The 17298-nt window shown below is 60.9% G+C and carries 13 protein-coding genes; 4 read left to right on the plus strand and 9 right to left on the minus strand.

Translation table 11 applies throughout. From position 1 onward, the window contains the following. Window positions 1–176: 176 nt before the first annotated feature. The gene (locus AM571_RS11415; protein WP_074061497.1) at window positions 177–503 is read right to left on the minus strand and encodes a GYD domain-containing protein; all 327 of its coding nucleotides are present in this window, start codon (window positions 501–503) and stop codon (window positions 177–179) included. A 579-nt stretch (window positions 504–1082) separates the two neighbouring features. Between AM571_RS11415 and AM571_RS11425 the strand changes: the two genes are divergently transcribed. Continuing rightward, window positions 1083–2495 carry a DUF1254 domain-containing protein gene (locus AM571_RS11425; protein WP_074061499.1) on the plus strand — a complete coding sequence of 471 codons (1413 nt, stop codon included), beginning with the start codon at window positions 1083–1085 and terminating at the stop codon, window positions 2493–2495. 290 nt (window positions 2496–2785) lie between these two features. Here AM571_RS11425 and AM571_RS11430 read toward each other — a convergent pair whose 3' ends face one another. Then, window positions 2786–3697 (minus strand): LysR substrate-binding domain-containing protein, encoded by a 912-nt coding sequence (locus tag AM571_RS11430; RefSeq protein ID WP_074061500.1) that lies wholly within the window; start codon window positions 3695–3697, stop codon window positions 2786–2788. 154 nt (window positions 3698–3851) lie between these two features. Here AM571_RS11430 and AM571_RS11435 point away from each other — a divergent pair, with 154 nt between their 5' ends. Both AM571_RS11435 and AM571_RS11440 read left to right on the plus strand, forming a co-directional pair. Next, window positions 3852–4550, plus strand: a complete 699-nt coding sequence (locus AM571_RS11435; RefSeq protein WP_074063195.1) for a type 1 glutamine amidotransferase domain-containing protein — start codon at window positions 3852–3854, stop codon at window positions 4548–4550. 442 nt (window positions 4551–4992) lie between these two features. Beyond that, window positions 4993–6999: an ABC transporter ATP-binding protein/permease gene (locus tag AM571_RS11440; protein ID WP_074061501.1), complete on the plus strand. Its 2007-nt coding sequence runs from the start codon at window positions 4993–4995 to the stop codon at window positions 6997–6999. Window positions 7000–7088: 89 nt separating this feature from the next. On the opposite strand, the gene AM571_RS11445 is transcribed toward AM571_RS11440, so the two are convergent. From AM571_RS11445 to AM571_RS11475, 7 genes are all read right to left on the minus strand, one after another. Next, window positions 7089–8261, minus strand: a complete 1173-nt coding sequence (locus AM571_RS11445; protein ID WP_074061502.1) for a DUF1501 domain-containing protein — start codon at window positions 8259–8261, stop codon at window positions 7089–7091. A 9-nt stretch (window positions 8262–8270) separates the two neighbouring features. After that, window positions 8271–9794 carry a DUF1800 domain-containing protein gene (locus AM571_RS11450; RefSeq protein ID WP_074061503.1) on the minus strand — a complete coding sequence of 508 codons (1524 nt, stop codon included), beginning with the start codon at window positions 9792–9794 and terminating at the stop codon, window positions 8271–8273. 109 nt (window positions 9795–9903) lie between these two features. After that, window positions 9904–10257, minus strand: coding sequence for a DMT family protein (locus AM571_RS11455; protein WP_074061504.1), 354 nt, complete (start codon window positions 10255–10257; stop codon window positions 9904–9906). 141 nt (window positions 10258–10398) lie between these two features. Beyond that, complete coding sequence (locus tag AM571_RS11460; protein ID WP_074061505.1) at window positions 10399–10782, minus strand: YciI family protein; 384 nt, start codon at window positions 10780–10782, stop codon at window positions 10399–10401. A 444-nt stretch (window positions 10783–11226) separates the two neighbouring features. After that, window positions 11227–11601: a hypothetical protein gene (locus tag AM571_RS11465; RefSeq protein WP_132660716.1), complete on the minus strand. Its 375-nt coding sequence runs from the start codon at window positions 11599–11601 to the stop codon at window positions 11227–11229. Window positions 11602–11759: 158 nt separating this feature from the next. Then, entirely contained in the window at window positions 11760–13010 is a 1251-nt protein-coding gene (locus tag AM571_RS11470; protein ID WP_074063196.1) for an MFS transporter, read from the minus strand. A gap of 185 nt (window positions 13011–13195) precedes the next feature. Then, window positions 13196–13855: a dihydrofolate reductase family protein gene (locus AM571_RS11475; RefSeq protein WP_074061507.1), complete on the minus strand. Its 660-nt coding sequence runs from the start codon at window positions 13853–13855 to the stop codon at window positions 13196–13198. Between the two features lie 221 nt (window positions 13856–14076). Between AM571_RS11475 and uvrB the strand changes: the two genes are divergently transcribed. After that, window positions 14077–17136 carry an excinuclease ABC subunit UvrB gene (uvrB, locus tag AM571_RS11480; protein ID WP_074063197.1) on the plus strand — a complete coding sequence of 1020 codons (3060 nt, stop codon included), beginning with the start codon at window positions 14077–14079 and terminating at the stop codon, window positions 17134–17136. Window positions 17137–17298: the final 162 nt, after the last annotated feature.

Genomic DNA, 17298 nt, shown 5'->3' on the forward strand with positions numbered 1-17298 from the left:
GGGGCCTCGGTCCGAATCCCGTGACTTCGGCCCGCAATTACCGGCGTTTTCCGGCCATTGTCGACCTGATGCAAACCTTTGTTGTCTCCAGCGCAATTCACAGAGCGCTTGCGTCGGAAACGAGATCGTCGAAGCACTTAATCTTCAACCTGGATGGGAAGCATTTGAGCCGTTGCCTAGGCTGCCGGTGGACGATACTGAATCGACTTGGCCTTTCCCAAGGCTTCAATCGTATCCTCGACGCTGAGGAGGACAGTGGTCTCGATAGAGCTGAGCGCGCCTCCTGCGCCGATAGCAAGTGCGACGGCTGCCATCGATGCGTTATCAGGCGCCTCCCAGAGATTCCAACCATCATGCTCGCCAAAGGCATACCAGAACCCATGGAGTTTTCCGCCCACGGATTCAATGTAAGTACGTGCCGCCTCTCGGCGATCCTCGGGGTTTTCAATCATGCGCGCCCACGTCTCGGGCGTGTAGCTGAAGCGCGTGAGATACATGGCCATGGCTTACCTCCTCCTCCGTCAGAACAACAGTTAACGCTCAAGCCGGGAAGAACGCGAGTCATTTCCAATCTGCGGAACAGGGTCTCCTGCGTCCTTCGGTCGCAAAAGGACAAGACTTATGGGGACCACGATTGATGCTGTGGACGGCTCCTCCGCCGGCATCGCGATGTGCCATGGTCGTGGTTTGTCAGGAAGCACATGGGAGGAGCCACCGATAAGAGAGATTGCCAGGCTTGGACTCGACTTTGCCGAGTTGGTGTTCCAGGTGCACGCCATTTCCGCAACCAGCACGGACATCGTTCGCCCGCCAGCTTAAACGCCGCAGCTATGTTGCTCAGTCGTGCAGGGCTTAGATCTTGTCCGAGGCACATGGAACCTGTGCGCCCCCTTTCGTCAGCGGGGCGCGAGTCGGCAAAACTCGCACACGAGGTCCGGCTGATGCGCCATGGTCGCCACCAGCGCCCGCTCGGGCGTTATGACGGTATGCGTACTCGGCATGTTTGTTACTGTAACATACTTGCGCTTTCGCGCTTCAGACGCACCATCCACCCTCACGTCTGGTGTTGAGGGGGATATGCCGTGAACATAACAAAACGCGATTTCACGAAGGGTCTGGTTTTGGCTGCGGGGTTTGCTGGGTTTGGCTCCGCGACGGCTCAAGCCGCCGACATCGTTGAGACGGAGGCGCGCGCCATCGCCAAGGAGGCCTATATCTACGGCTTTCCGCTGGTCGACAACTACCGCATTCAGCACGCCTACTTCGTCGACGCCAAGAATCCCGAATACAAAGGCCCCTGGAACCAGCTCGTCAATATCCCGCGTGTCTATACGCCAGCCGACACGGCGGTTCAGACACCCAACTCGGATACACCCTACTCGATGATCGGCATGGACTTGCGCGCAGAACCGATGGTGCTGACGGTGCCACCCATCGAGAAGGATCGCTATTTCAGTATTCAGTTGATCGACGCGTACACTTTCAATTTCGACTACATAGGCAGCCGTGCGACTGGCAACGACGGCGGCAGCTTCCTTATCGCCGGACCCGGCTGGAAGGGCGAGACGCCCCAAGGCATCAAGAAGGTCTTCATCTCGGAAACCGAGCTTATCATCGCAGCCTACCGCACGCAGCTCTTCAATGCGGATGATCTCGACAACGTCAAGAAAATCCAGGCTGGCTACAAGGCAGAGCCGCTGTCCAAATTTCTCGGCCAGACCGCGGTGGAAAGCGCGCCTGCGATCGATTTCATCAAGCCGCTGACGCCGGAAGAAGAGAAGACCTCGCCCGAGTTTTTTAACATCCTGAACTTCATCCTGCAGTACTGTCCGACCGATCCGTCCGAAACCGAGCTCATGGCGCGTTTCGCCAAAATCGGGGTCGGGCCAGGCAAGACCTTTGACGCCAGCACACTTTCACCCGAAACGAAAACCGCCCTCGATCAGGGAATGGCCGACGCCTGGGCTGATCTTGCGGCCTTGCGTAAACGCGTCGACGCGGGGGAAGTGACCTCCGGCGATATGTTTGGCACACGCGAATATCTGAAGAACAATTATCTCTACCGCATGGCAGCTGCTGTGCTCGGCATCTACGGCAATTCAAAACAGGAGGCGATGTATCCGATCTATGCCGTCGATTCCGATGGCAAGAAACTTGACGGAGCTAACAAATACACCGTCCACTTCGCAGCTGACCAATTGCCCCCGGTCAGCGCGTTTTGGTCGCTGACCATGTACAATCTGCCGGAGAGCCTGCTCGTCGCCAACCCGATCAACCGTTACTTGCTCAATTCCCCAATGCTGCCGCAGTTTGTCAAGGACCCCGATGGCGGACTGACGTTTTATGTCCAGAACGAATCCCCCGGCAAGGACAAGGAGCCGAATTGGCTGCCTGCGCCCAAGGGACCGTTCTTCATTGCAATGCGCCTCTACTGGCCGAAGCAAGCGGCACTCGAGGGCACGTGGAAGCAGCCGCCCATGACGCCTGCGTCATAAACCGCAAGACCAATACGGGTCGGAGCAAGCATGGAATCTGGCACGAGGAATTTCAGGAGAGCTTGCAGCCATCGGATCTCGTTTTCGAGATCGATGCATTTCCGCTGCATGACCCCTTGCGGCTGGCGTGCAAGCGCTCGGAAGTAATCACTTTCGACGCTTTTCACGTGGACCCGACTGAACCGACCCGATTGCAGGATTAGAGCCAGGCCTCGGGCATCGTGCTTGCCCGTCCTGTTACCCATGGCTGAGAGTGTCGCCTCGCGGGCCCACTCCGGTCATCAGCCCTCTTAGGTCGCTTGAGAAGTCATTTCCTTTGCAAGTTCGCCGATCATCGAACGCAGCCACCTATGGGCCGGGTCGTGGCGGTAGCGAACGTGCCAAGCCATCTGCACTGGAAAAGTGCCAAGGTCGACGGGCGCCGGTAATACCTTCAGGCGCCGATCCCGCTCAAGGCTTCGACAGATAAGGCTCGGCAGCGTTGCGCAGTAGTCCGTAACAACAAGCATCTCTGGCACGGCAAGGAAGTGCGTGACTGAAACGGCAACCTCTCGTTTGAGGTTATGCTGCCCCAATGCCTGAAAGAGGCCGGCGCGCAGCCTACCAGGTGGGAGCACGTTCACGTGCTTGAGTCTTTCATACTGTTCTCGGGAAATATGGTCCCCAACGTCGGGATGGTCCTTGCTCACCACGCAGGCCAGCCCATCGTCCATCAGATGCTGGACGACAAGGTTGTCCGGCGGATCGACGATCCGGCCAAGCACCATCGCCGTGGTACCGGAAATGACGCCCGTCTCGGCGAGATCGTTGCCAAATGCTGTCATGCGCAGCTTGATGCCCGGCGCCAGCTCTCGCGTCCTCGCGACAAGCGCCGGCATCAACACAAGTTCCACGTAGCTGTTGGGGGCAAGCGTGAACAGTCGCTGGGCGTTTGCTGGCTGAAACTCCTGCTGATTCAAAATGAGATCGTCGAGTTGTGCCAGCGCTGCTTCGATTGTCGGAGCGATCTCCTCGGCCAGTTGCGTCGGCTTTATGCCGTACCTTTCCCGGATGAACAGCGGATCCCGCAGGGTGTCGCGCAGGCGGTTCAATGAATTCGACAGCGCCGGCTGGGTGATGCCCAGTCGCGCGGCCGCCCGTGTCACGCTCCGCTCCTCCATCAGGGCCAGGAAAACCGGAAGCAGATTCAGATCGTATCTCATCGAGATATAATCTCATCGAAATATCTAAAATAAAGGAAGTAAATTTCTGCAATATGTGGGCAGGTGCCATTATGAGCTCATCGACAGGCCGATGCGGCTGGTCGTGCTGCAAACAACCAACCGCGACGCCTCACCGCCACGAAAGGATCCGACGATGAAAATCCTGGTCGTACTCACCTCCCACGACACCCTCGGCGACACCGGCAAGAAGACCGGCTTTTGGCTCGAGGAGCTGGCAGCGCCATACTACGTGTTCAAGAATGCCGGTGCTGAAATCACCCTCGCCTCTCCGAACGGCGGCCAGCCGCCCCTCGACCCGAAGAGCGACGAGCCGATGTTCCAGACCGAACTTACGCGGCGCTTCAACGCTGACGAGGCTGCCAAGGCGCAGCTCGCAGAAACCGTGCGCCTGGGCAGCGTCGACCACAAGGACTTCGATACGGTCTTCTACCCCGGAGGCCACGGCCCGTTGTGGGATCTGGCCGAAGATCCGAATTCGATCAAGCTGATCGAATCCTTCATCGCGGCCGGCAAGCCGATCGCTCTCGTTTGCCATGCACCGGGCGTCCTGCATCGCGTGACCAATCCCAACGGCACCCCGTTTGTTCAAGGCCGCTACGTCACCGGGTTCACCAACAGCGAGGAAGAGGCCGTAGGTCTTACGCAGGTCGTGCCGTTCCTCGTCGAGGACGAGCTCATCAGCCTCGGTGCGGTCTTCTCCAGGGTCAAAGACTGGGGCGTGCATACAGTCGTCGACGGCCAGCTCATTACCGGTCAGAACCCGGCATCATCGAGCGAGGCAGCAGAGGCGCTTGTGGCTGCTCTGGACCAAATGAAGACCAAGACCGCCTGAGGGGACCGGAACATCGTGATCTGCCACGCCTTGCGTCGGCAGATCACCTTCAGAAGTCGGAGTTTGTCATCTCCTCCCTGAGTTTCACGATATTGCCGTCGGACGCCCGGAATCGGACGCCAGTCGCCGCCGCGCTGAATGTTGCCTGCTCAATCACTGTCGTCGACTAATCTCCCGCCTCAGCTCGGGATGGAGACTGGCGGCGCGTCTAGGTCCTCAGATATTCAATCCGGAATATCCTCTGAGAAGCCAATGGTGGCTTTAAATACCCTTTAGCTGGGCGGGACTCGCCGCTGGCAGAAAAATCGGGTCGGAGGTGAACACCACGCCTTCAGTGGCCGTGTGAGTTCGGGCGGCGCCTGCCTCATTTTCTCGACGCCCCCATGCCATGTTCGACATTGGCATCATGAAACCTTTTGATTTTTAAGCCGTTGTCGTGCTTATGACCGACGCAAAATCTCATCCGAACTCGGTCGACGGCACCAAGCCGAACGGTGCCGAGACGTCGCGCCAGGATAAGGCATCGACTGTCGAGGTCGCGCCGCCCCCGAATGTCATCGAACCCGATACAGACTTGACGCCTGAGGATGCCGAGCAGGCGCGCAAGAGGTATTTGCTAAGGCGTTTCTGGATCAGCGCGCGCGGTTACTGGGGCCGCAGCGGCGACAGACTCGCTTGGCCGTGCTCAATCGCGCTGTTGACCCTGATCGGCATCAATGTCGGCTTCCAGTATGGAATCAATGTCTGGAATCGCGCAATCTTTGACGCCATAGAGCAACACGATGCCCGCACAGTCTATTTTCTGAGCGCCGTATTCCTGCCACTGGTGCTCGGGACCATAGCCCTTGTCGTTGCACAGGTCTCCCTTCGGATGACGATTCAGCGCCGCTGGCGTTGCTGGCTCACGACCGCAGTCATCGCGCGCTGGCTCGCAAACGGCCGCTATTATCAGTTGAATCTCATCGGCGGCGACCACAAGAATCCCGAAGCGCGGATCGCCGAAGATTTGCGGATTGCCACTGAATCCCCCGTCGATTTCATCGCGGGTGTCATTTCCGCATTTCTGTCGGCCTCGACCTTCATCGTGGTGCTTTGGACGATCGGCGGGTCCCTCACTCTGACAATCGCGGGTTCGACTTTCAGTGTTCCTGGCTTCCTTGTCATCACCGCGGTTCTCTACGCCGCCATCACGTCGAGCTCGATGGCGGTCATCGGCCGCCATTTCGTCCAGGTCTCTGAGGTCAAAAATCAGGCGGAAGCCGAATTCCGCTATACACTGACGCATGTGCGGGAAAACGGCGAGAGTATTGCATTGCTCGGCGGTGAAGAGGAGGAACGCAACGACGTCGAGAAGACGTTCGCCAAGGTGCTCAGGCAATGGGCGCTTCTTGCTCGTCAACACATGCGCACGGCGCTTGTGTCGCAGGGCTCGAGCCTGTTTGCCCCAGTCGTGCCGGTTTTGCTTTGTGCTCCGAAGTTTCTCGAAGGCAGCATGACCCTCGGACAGGTGATGCAGGCTGCCTCTGCCTTTGCCATCGTTCAAAGCGCGTTCGGATGGCTGGTCGACAACTATCCTCGACTCGCCGATTGGAATGCCTGTGCGCGCCGCATCGCTTCGCTGATGATGTCGCTAGACGGGCTCGAGCGCGCAGAACAGAGCAATGCCCTGGGACGCATCAGGCAAGGTGAGACGGAAGGCGATACGATGCTCAGCCTAAACGATCTTTCCGTGTCGCTTGACGATGGCACCGCCGTTGTCAAGGAAACCCAGGTCGTTATCGAACCAGGCGAGCGAGTGCTCGTAGCCGGAGAATCCGGTTCAGGCAAGAGCACGCTCGTACGTGCCATCGCAGGTCTTTGGCCGTGGGGTGAGGGAAGCGTCAACTTCCACGCCGACAGACGACTATTCATGTTGCCGCAGCGGCCTTATATTCCTTCCGGCACGCTTCGCCGTGCAGTCGCCTATCCTCGCGCCGCAGATAGCTGGACGCCGGATAAGATCAAGGCAGCGCTCGACAAGGTGGGGCTCGATTACCTGAACGACAAGATCGAGGACGACGCGCCATGGGACCAGACTTTGTCGGGCGGCGAAAAGCAGCGACTCGCGTTTGCGCGTCTCCTGCTACACACTCCCGATATCATCGTCCTGGATGAGGCAACCTCAGCACTCGATGAGAAGAGCCAGGACAAGATGATGGAGATGTTGATCCATGAGTTGCCGAAGGTAACCATCATAAGCGTAGCGCATCGGGCTGAGCTGGAGGCCTTCCATAGCCGCAAGATCACATTGGAGCGGCGCGAGGGCGGTGCAAAGCTTGTCAGTGATATCGATCTTGTCCAGCGCAAGAGAAAGCGGAATTTGCTTCTGCGCCTTTTGGAGGACCGGCGCTTTCCAGCAAGCGGGCGCACTGCCTCGACTGACGCGGCGCTGTCCCAGAAAAAAAACTGAAGTCCGCCTGGCCGGGGTTCCCGGAAGGACCTGGAGCATCAAACCCGGCAGGAGCAAAGAGCTCCTGACAACCTGACGCTCGAGCTTCATTAAACTTTCAAGAACTGCGAACCGTTGTCGAAGCTTAGTCCCGGGAAAATCTTTCCCGTCAGATCGCGCGCCGTCACGTCGAACTGCCGGTAGAGCATCGCGGCGGCAATCTCGCGCACGTCGGCCGTCGGCATCAGGTCCCGGTCGTCGAGCAGTTGGCCGTCTCCAATGCCGGGCCATTGACCGAGAATACGTCCGCCATTGATCGCCCCGCCCGCCAGCACCGCGCAGCCGCCGGTGCCGTGGTCGGTGCCGCCGGAGCCGTTCTGACGCACGGTGCGGCCGAATTCCGTCATCGCCAGCACCACGGTCTTCGACCAGACTTCCGGACCGACCACAGCCTTCAGTGTATTGATCGCCCGAGCCAGATCCTGCACTGGCCGATTAAACTGTCCATTCTGCGCCACATGCGTATCCCAGCCGGTAATCGAGAAGCTCGCGATGCGATAGTCGCCCTTCAGCATATTGGCGGCGAGCATCGCAACGTCGGCGATCTTGCCGCCGCGCTTGCCCTCCGGCTCGGTGATCATCGCCGCATTGTTTGCGCGCGTCGCCTCTTCCATCGCCTCGGCAAAGGCCGGATCGCCGGCATAAAGCCGCATCAGAAACTGCATCTCGTCCTTCGCCGTTCCAAGATCGGAATCCGGGGCCCAGACGTCGACATTGTTCGGACCTGAAAGGATCAGCTCCGTCGAGGTATTCACGTCGATCGCCTTGCGGACATCCGAACGCGGGATCACCGAAAGCGCCCGGTTCAGCCAGCCGGTCTTCTGCTCGGCCGCATGTTCGCCGCCCGTCTCCAGCATGTCCTGGCCGTCGAAATGGCTGCGCTGGTCGCGATAGGGCGTCGAAACCGCATGCACGAAGGCAAGCTCCCTGCTCTTCCAGAGCGGCATCAGATCGGCCGCCGCCGGATTGAGCCCGAAATGCCCGTCGAGGTCGAGGAGCCCCCTATCCGGCGTCAGCGCCAACTTCGGCCTTAGCGCCGCAAAGCCTGCCTCGCCGTAAGGCTGCACCAGGTCGAGGCCGTCCATCGCCCCGCGCAGCACGATGGTCACGAAGCGGTTGTCTCCGGGTGTGGCGGCGAAGGTGACCGGCGTGAAGATCGGAGCGGCGGCAAGGCAACAGGCCGAAGCGAGAAAGGCGCGGCGGGAAAGCGTAGTCTCGATCATGTCCAGCTCCTATCGACGGTTGAATTCGGGGGAGGCAAGAACCAGCGTCAGGCCGCTGATCTTGGTCGGCGCCTGCGAAACCACGCGGATCGTCTCGTCGCGCGCCGCATCGGCAAGCGTCGATCTTAAAAATTCGCGCGGATCCTCGTCCTTGCCGAACTGGGCGGAAGCTCGCCGCGCCCAGGCAAGCCGCTCGGCAAGCTGGCTTGCCGTTATCCAGGCGGAGAAGTTTTCCTCGAAGCCTGCGGGGCTTGGCGGAAGCCAGGTCGGCTGGCCCATGCGGCGAAGCGCATCCTGCCCCAGGGCGCGTGCCGTCTGGAAGGACTTGCGCCGCTTGGACCTGGCTTCGTTGGCAGGATCGGGCGCAATCGCGCCCGCATCGCCGCCCAGGGCATCGTCTTGTCCCGCCATGTCCTTCGGGCGCGCCATCACATCGTCGTCTTCTTCCTGAGCCGCCTTCATGAAGTCGCCCGAAATACCGTTGCCGCTGCCAGCGTTCAGCGCCCTCAGGCCCGTCACTATATAGTCGAAAGGCTGGCGCGCCTTCGCGCCCTCGTCGCGCCAGGCTGCGGGATGATCGAACATAGCGCCATAAACGGCCGTCAGGTCGCCATCCGTCCTTTTCCAAACATCCGCCATCGCCGTCACCATCTCCTCAGGTGGCTGGTCGGAGACGAAGTGAGCGGCAAGCTTGTGACTGATATGCTGAGCCGTCTTCTGATGGACAGCCAGATCGTCGAGCAGCGCCAGATAGTTCTTCCGCGACCTTATCGCGCCGCCATAGCTGACACCGAGAACCGTGTGTCTGCCGGGCTCCGAGATGCCGGGACGGAAAGTCACGTCCATTTCCTCGCGATCGATCGTCAGTCCGGTCAATACCATTGCCGCAGCGCGCACGTCGGCTTGCGTATAGCCGCTGCCTGCACCCAGCGTATGCAGTTCCAGCAGTTCGCGGCCGAGGTTCTCGTTGAGCCCCTTGTTCTGCTTCATGCCGCGGGCCGATTCCGGCCCCTGCGATTGCACCTGATCGAGATAGATGAGCATCGCCGGATGCTCCGTCGCGGCCCGCAGCAGGTCACGGAACGAGCCGCCGATATTGGGCCGGATCGCCTCCGCCTCGTAAAGCGGAACGATCATCCACATCGGCAGGCTTTTGGCGGCGCTCGTCGAGAAATGATTGGTCCAGAAGGTCGCAAGCCGCTCGTAAAATCCGTTCGGCGAAAGCACGGCCTGCATCAGCCGCGCGCTTGCATCGCGTTGGAACCGCTGCTGCACCTGCTTCTGGATTGCCTTGCGGCTTTTGCGGCGCAATTGATCATCACTGCCGCTCTGGCGCATCTCCCGGAGCCGCTCCTGCAGATCGACAATTTGCCGATGGCGTCCATCGATGCCGCCGACCGGAAAAGACGGCGCTCGCCGGCTGGCGTCCTTCACCTGGCCAAGCAGCTGATCGCGGTTCTGCGGCAGCGCCTCGCCCGGTCGGAATCCATAGCCGAACCGGATTGCCGCCATCGTCTGGAAAGAGAGGCTCATGGGCGGTCACCTCCTCATCACTGGATGGTGACAGCCTCCCAGCCAAATGCGTCCGCAATTCGGTGATTTTTAGACATGGACGAATTGTAATCCATTGGAAAGGTTGCGTTCATGCGCGAAAGATGAAGGAGGCGCCGATGGCGATCAGGGCAAATCCGATGGCATGGTTCCAGGTCAGGTTCTCGCCGAGCCAGAAAACCGAAAATCCGGAGAAGACCATCAGAGTGATCACCTCCTGCATCGTCTTCAACTGCGCCGTCGTATAGACCGCCGAGCCGATACGATTTGCTGGCACGGCGAGGCAGTATTCGAAAAAGGCAATCGCCCAACTCACGACGATGGCAAGGGCGATCGCACTGCCCTTGTGTTTCAGGTGCCCGTACCAGGCAAAAGTCATGAAGATATTGGAGGCGAAAAGCATGACGACCGGCCAGATGGCGGCGGGGCTGAGCGAAAAATACATGGGCGAATCCGATGGGAGAGAACTGCCGGCAGCTTGTATATCCAATTAGCCGGGGCTCAAGGGGTTATGGCGACGTGCCGCAGCCCTTCCCCACCGAAATGTTGGTATGGTGGCCCAAGGCCACCCGCCGACATCGCGCGCCTAACCTTCGTCCCGAAACGCCAGTGGCGCGCCAGGAAGATAAAGCGAGATCGGCCGGATTTCATAGACTGCGGTGGGATTGGCGCGTCGCAGGTCGCGCGCTGCTGCCACGGCTTCCTCAAGACTTGGATAATCCACGACATAGAAGCCGAGCAATTGCTCCTTGGTTTCAGCAAAGGGGCCGTCCGTGACCAAGCCGGCTCCCGTCCCCCGCAAGGTCACCGCGCGCCCCGTCGGGCCAAGTCGCGCGGCCGGTCCCAAATGCTTTTCCTCGACCAGGCGATCGTTGACCTGGAGCAGCTCGCTCATCAGAGCCTCGTCCTCCTCTTTGGTCCAGGATTCGACCACTTTCTCGTCGTGATATGCCAGGATGGCGTAAAGCATGAAATGTCCCTCCTCCTGCGTCCATCATTTTCCACTCGAACGTCATCGCACACGGCTCTCTCGGTCCAGGCGCCTCTCAGTCGACGCGGATCCACTCTCCGGAAATCAAGTGCGCGCGGTTCAGGTTTGATACCTGCGAGCACTGCGGTTTGAGGCGCATACACCCGTCCCATCGCAAGACACCATAATGCGCCAAAAGGTTGCGATAGAACCGGTTCAAATCGCCCGTGAGCCATTGATATGGTCTGCTCGAAGGGGAAGGCAACGCCCAGATTGTCGACCGTTGCTGCGGCTGGCGGAATTTTCTCCGCTGCAAGCGTTGGAACGGCGCGAAGGAAACGATCCGCGCCTTCATGTAAGAGGCAAGGCCTAAGCCAGGATCGCAATGCGGGCGATGATCGCCGTCACCACGAGCCCCGAAACCGCAAGCAGCATCGTGTCGGCTTAGTGCTTCGCCCGGCGCGCCATATTGACCAGCGCGAAACCCAGCAGCGACGCCCAGGCAAGGTCATGCAGCAGCAGTTCGGCCCAAAAGGCTCTGCGCAACGATGACCGCGTAGAGGTCCGAGCATAGATGCTCGCGGAGAAGGCGAGGCGCAGCGCGGCAAGAAGATCGGCTAAAGTGGCACAGGAGCGCGCTGCCATAGAAAGACGGAAATAGCGCATCGGCGATAAGCGATGCCACGGCGCCGGAGCCTCGACGGGGGTCATGGGCAAAAAACGAAGAAGCAGGAACGATTTAGCCCGATCACCCCAATGCCTGTATTCGCGCGGGTCCGAACCGGCGACGACCAGGAAGGTGCAGCCGAAAGTGAGCATGATGACGGGCAGCAGAAAGGCGAAATTGTCGGTAAAAGCCGTGCGGCGGGACGCAATACCTGACCTCCGCGCGACAAACATTAGCGTCGCGTGGTTAAGAAAGGCCTATGGCAGGACGATGAGGAAGCCGTCTGAGATCGCGCAAGGTCCCTCGCCGTTCAGCTGCGCAAAACGCCCTGCGGCGTTTCGGCCTCCTGCGTGCCGAAACGGACGTCCTTCTTCTCGTAGCCGAAGCCGGAAAGAAGCGCGACGGCTACCGCCACCGCACTGGCGACGATGAGCAGCGCCGTCGCATAGTCGCCGTTCCAGCGCACCGCGAGCCCCGCCTGCATCGTGGCGTTGCCGGAGGCAAAGAGGTTGCCGAGCTGGTAGGCAAAGCCCGGGAAGGTGCCGCGCACCTCGTCGGGCGACAGCTCGTTGAGATGCGCCGGCACGATGCCCCAGGCGCCCTGCACGAAGAACTGCATCACGAAGGCACCGACGGCGAGCAACACCGGCCCCGGCGCATGGACCCAGATCGGCGCGACGGGCACGGCGAGCAGCGCGGCGATGACGATCGCCCGCTTCCGTCCGATCCGCTGGGATAGCTGGCCGAAGTACAGCCCACCGCAGATCGCGCCGATATTGTAGACGATGGCGATCGCGCCGGTCGTGTAGCTGTCGTAGTTGCGCTGCGTTTCCAAGAAGGTCGGATAGATGTCCTGCGTGCCGTGGCTCAAAAGGTTGAATGCCGTCATCAGCAGCACCGACCAGACGAACAGCGGAATGTTTTGCCTAAGGATGGTGAGGAACGGCCGCCGCCCCTCCGCTTGCCGCTTCAGGAACACCGGGCTTTCGGCGACATTGCGGCGGATATAGAGCACCAGGAGCGCCGGCAGGGCGCCGACGAAGAACATGCCGCGCCAGCCGATCACCGGAAAGAGCAGGAAGAAGACGATCGAGGCGACGAGATAGCCGGAGGGATAGCCGGCCTGCAGGATGCCGGAGACGATGCCGCGGCTTTCTTCCGGCACGCTCTCCATGACCAGCGAGGCGCCGACGCCCCATTCCCCGCCCATGGCGATGCCGTAGAACGCGCGCAGCACGAGGAACATGGCCAGGCCCGTCGAGAATCCGGTCAGAAATTCGAACAGCGAATACAGCAGCACGTCGGCCATAAGCGCCACGCGGCGCCCGAACCTGTCGGCCGCAAGCCCGAAAACAAGCGCTCCCACCGCCCGCATCGCAAGCGTCAGGAAGATCGCCACCGAAACAGCCGGGACGTCGGTGTGGAACTCATCGGCAATATGCTTGAGAACGAAAACGAGAATGAAGAAATCGAAGGCATCGAGCGTCCACCCGAGATAGCTGGCAATGACGGTGTTGCGCTGCTGGTGGCTGAGCGCGCGCAGGCTTTCGAATGCGGACATCATGCTTCCTCCGTCCGAAAGCGGCGGCGAGGCGGGCAATGTCCGGATGCCGTCGAAGAGAGGTTGGCCCGAAACGGGGTTGCCGGACGGCAACGCCGGACAACGGCAGCACTCCTGCCCATGTTCCGCGGCTGCGACAGTTTGACCGCCACAAAGCACCGGTCTGGCCGGAGCGCCTGCTCGCCTCAGCTCAGGTTCCGGCGCCGCTCAAGCTCTGCCGCGGACGGGTTTTCGAATGCGAATGAGCCGGTGACGACGTCGCCGTCCCGGACATATTTGTTGATCGTGACACCGGTTCCGGAAACCTTCGAGCCGAGAAGTTTCAGCTTGCCTGGATAAGCGCCGTCGCCGAACAGTTTCTTGCCCTTCCCGAGCACGACCGGGAAGACGAAGACATTGATTTCATCGACCAGGTCGTTGCTGAACAGGGTCTGGAGAAAGTCGGTCGAGCCCTGAGTAAGCAGATCCGGCCCCTTTTCGCTTTTCAGCGTCCTGAGTGCGCCGACCACGTCCGCCCCGAGCACCTGGCTGTTCTGCCAGCTGAGCTTGAAGTTGCGATTGCGGGTGGCGACATATTTGGTGACGCGGTCGAAAAGCGGGCCGATCGGGTCGTCGGCAGCGACATAGGGCCAATGCGCGGCGAAAATGTCGTAGGTCTTGCGGCCGAGAAGGAGGTCGAACGCCCCGGCAAACATCTCGCCCACGGCATCCCCCATCGCCTCATCGAAATAAGGGGCAACCCAGCCGCCGTACTTGAAGCCACCGACTGGGTCTTCGTCCGGGCCGCCCGGGGCCTGCATGACGCCGTCGAGACTGACAAATGCACCAATGATGATCTTTCTCATGTCTGCTCTCCTTCGTGGTTCCCTTGGCCCGTTGTAATGGCCCGTCGCTGCCCCGTTGCATGTCAAGGACGTGGGGCAGCCGTCGGCGCCGACAACGGCGCGAAAAAACCAGGATGAAAGACATTGATCGATACTATTCACGAAATCCGAACGATTCATTCGTTTCCCTTTTGTACTCTTTGCCTCTTCCCTTTAGCGCTGACTCTCTCCATATTCCGCCCATGGCCAAATCGACGAAGAAATCCCCCACCCCGAACGGCTTCGAGGAAGCCCCGCAGACGTCCTTCGAAGGCGCTCCATTGGACGGCTCCGTCGCCGACTGGGTAAGGCAGCTCGAGGCCGATGCCGAGGCCTCGAGCGTCGAGACGCAGCGCGAGATAGCCTCCAAGGCCGGCAAGCACCGCAAGAAGGTGGAAATCGCAGCCTCGAAATCCGCGCGCGGCACCTCGATGGGCGGCTCGACCGATCCGAAGACCCGCGCCGCCGCCGGCCTCAATCCGGTCTCCGGCATGGATACGACGCTGGAGGAGGCCTCCTCGCTTTCGGCCGGCACTGCCGTTACAGCCACGGTCGAGGCGCTTTCGGCGCTAATCGAATCCGGCAATCCGCTTCACAAGAACGGCAAGATCTGGACGCCGCACCGCCCGGCCCGGCCGGATAAATCCGAAGGCGGAATCGCCATTCGCATGGCTTCGGACTACGAGCCCGCCGGCGACCAGCCGACCGCCATCAAGGACCTCGTCGAGGGCCTGGAAAACGGCGACCGCTCGCAGGTCTTGCTCGGAGTCACCGGCTCGGGCAAGACCTTCACCATGGCCAAGGTGATCGAGGCGACACAGCGCCCTGCCGTGATACTGGCGCCGAACAAGACGCTCGCCGCCCAGCTCTATTCCGAGTTCAAGAACTTCTTTCCGGACAACGCCGTCGAATATTTCGTCTCCTACTACGACTACTACCAGCCGGAGGCCTACGTCCCGCGCTCCGACACCTATATCGAAAAGGAATCCTCGATCAACGAGCAGATCGACCGCATGCGCCACTCGGCGACGCGCTCGCTGCTGGAGCGCGACGACTGCATCATCGTCGCCTCCGTGTCCTGCATCTACGGTATCGGCTCGGTCGAGACCTATACCGCCATGACCTTCCAGATGTCGGTCGGCGACCGCCTCGACCAGCGCCAGCTGCTCGCCGATCTCGTCGCCCAGCAATACAAGCGCCGCGACATGGATTTCCAGCGCGGCTCGTTCCGCGTCCGCGGCGACACCATCGAGCTCTTCCCCGCGCACCTGGAAGATGCCGCCTGGCGCATAAGCATGTTCGGCGACGAGATCGACGCCATCACCGAGTTCGACCCGCTGACCGGACAGAAGACCGGCGAGCTGAAATCGGTCAAGATCTACGCCAATTCGCACTATGTCACACCACGTCCTACCCTCAACGGCGCCATCAAGGCGATCAAAGAGGAGCTGAGGCTTCGCCTCGCCGAGTTGGAAAGGGCCGGCCGCCTGCTGGAGGCCCAGCGCCTGGAGCAGCGTACCCGTTACGACATCGAGATGCTGGAGGCCACCGGCTCATGCGCCGGCATCGAGAACTATTCGCGTTATCTGACCGGCCGCGCCCCCGGCGAACCGCCGCCCACCCTCTTCGAATACATTCCCGACAACGCCCTGCTCTTCATCGATGAGAGCCACGTCACCGTGCCGCAGATCGGTGGCATGTACCGCGGTGACTTCCGCCGCAAGGCGACGCTCGCCGAATATGGTTTCCGCCTGCCCTCCTGCATGGACAACCGTCCTTTGCGTTTCGAGGAATGGGATGCGATGCGCCCGGACACGGTCGCTGTGTCAGCCACGCCTGGCGGCTGGGAGATGGAGCAGGCAGGCGGCGTCTTCGCCGAACAGGTCATCCGTCCGACCGGCCTCATCGACCCGCCGGTGGAAGTCCGCTCCGCCCGCTCCCAGGTCGACGACGTGCTCGGCGAGATCCGCGAGACTGCCGCCAAAGGTTACCGCACCCTCGTCACCGTGCTCACCAAGCGCATGGCCGAGGACCTCACCGAATACCTGCATGAGCAGGGCGTGCGCGTCCGCTACATGCATTCCGACATCGACACGCTAGAGCGCATCGAGATCATCCGCGACTTGCGCCTTGGCGCCTTCGACGTGCTGGTCGGCATCAACCTTTTGCGTGAGGGCCTCGATATCCCCGAATGCGGCTTCGTCGCCATCCTCGATGCCGACAAGGAGGGTTTCCTGCGCTCCGAAACCTCGCTTATCCAAACGATCGGTCGCGCTGCGCGCAACGTCGACGGCAAGGTCATCCTCTATGCCGACACCATCACCGGCTCGATGAAACGGGCCATGGAAGAAACCAGCCGTCGCCGCGAAAAGCAGGTGGCCTACAACGAGGAACACGGCATCACCCCGGAATCGGTGAAGGCCCGCATCTCCGATATCCTTGATTCGGTCTACGAACGCGACCACGTCCGCGCCGACATCTCCGGCGTCTCCGGCAAGGGTTTTGCCGACGGCGGCAACCTCGTCGGCAACAACTTGGCTGCCCATCTCAACGCGCTGGAAAAACAGATGCGCGACGCTGCCGCCGACCTCGACTTCGAAAAAGCCGCCCGCCTCCGCGACGAAATCAAGCGCCTCAAGGCTGCCGAGCTGGCGGTCATGGACGACCCGATGGCCCGCGAGGAGTCGCGGGCGATGGAAAGCGGACGTAAGGATGCTACGAGCCTTCGGTCCTCGACCTCCGCGCCTCAGCATGGGGGTGCCGCAAACTCAACAAATTCCTTCCCGCAAGCAACCGGGGCCAGCAGGAGACCTCGTGGTGAGGACGTTCAAAGGACCGCCTCGAACGGCAAACCCAGCCTCGACGACATGGGACCCGGAATCGACGCCGCAAAACCGCTCTTCCGCAAGCCCGATCTGGATGACATGGGCCGCGACGTCGCCGAACCCACGAGAAAGCCCCTTTTCCGCAAAAACACCCTCGACGAAATGACCGTCGGCCGCACCGAAAAACCGGTCACCGGCAAGCTGCCGGTAAAGCCTGATGCCGCAAAAAGCACGAAGCTCATCACACCGCCGCAAGAAGGCCAGCGGGAACGCGCCGACGCGCCAAGCTCTCCGCCATCCTCGGGCTTGACCCGAGGATCCAGCGACGACCCCCGCCCCCTCGTCCGGGGCAAGACGGGGGCCGGCTCCTACGAGGAGCCCGCGGATCAGAAGCGTAAGGGCAGCACGAAAGGCAAGACCGGGCGCCCGGGGCACTGAACTTTTCCCTCCCGGACTCCATCCGCGAACCAGCCACGTTCAGCGTCAAACCGCACATCACCGCACATCGATCTGCAGCACCTGCTCAAAATCACACTGTCGATCGCAACATGCGAAAGCAGTTTCGGACCAATGGCCCGCACAGCGCCCATACGATCGAAT

Source organism: Rhizobium etli 8C-3 (assembly GCF_001908375.1).
In the GTDB taxonomy this organism is placed as follows: Bacteria; Pseudomonadota; Alphaproteobacteria; order Rhizobiales; family Rhizobiaceae; genus Rhizobium; species Rhizobium etli_B.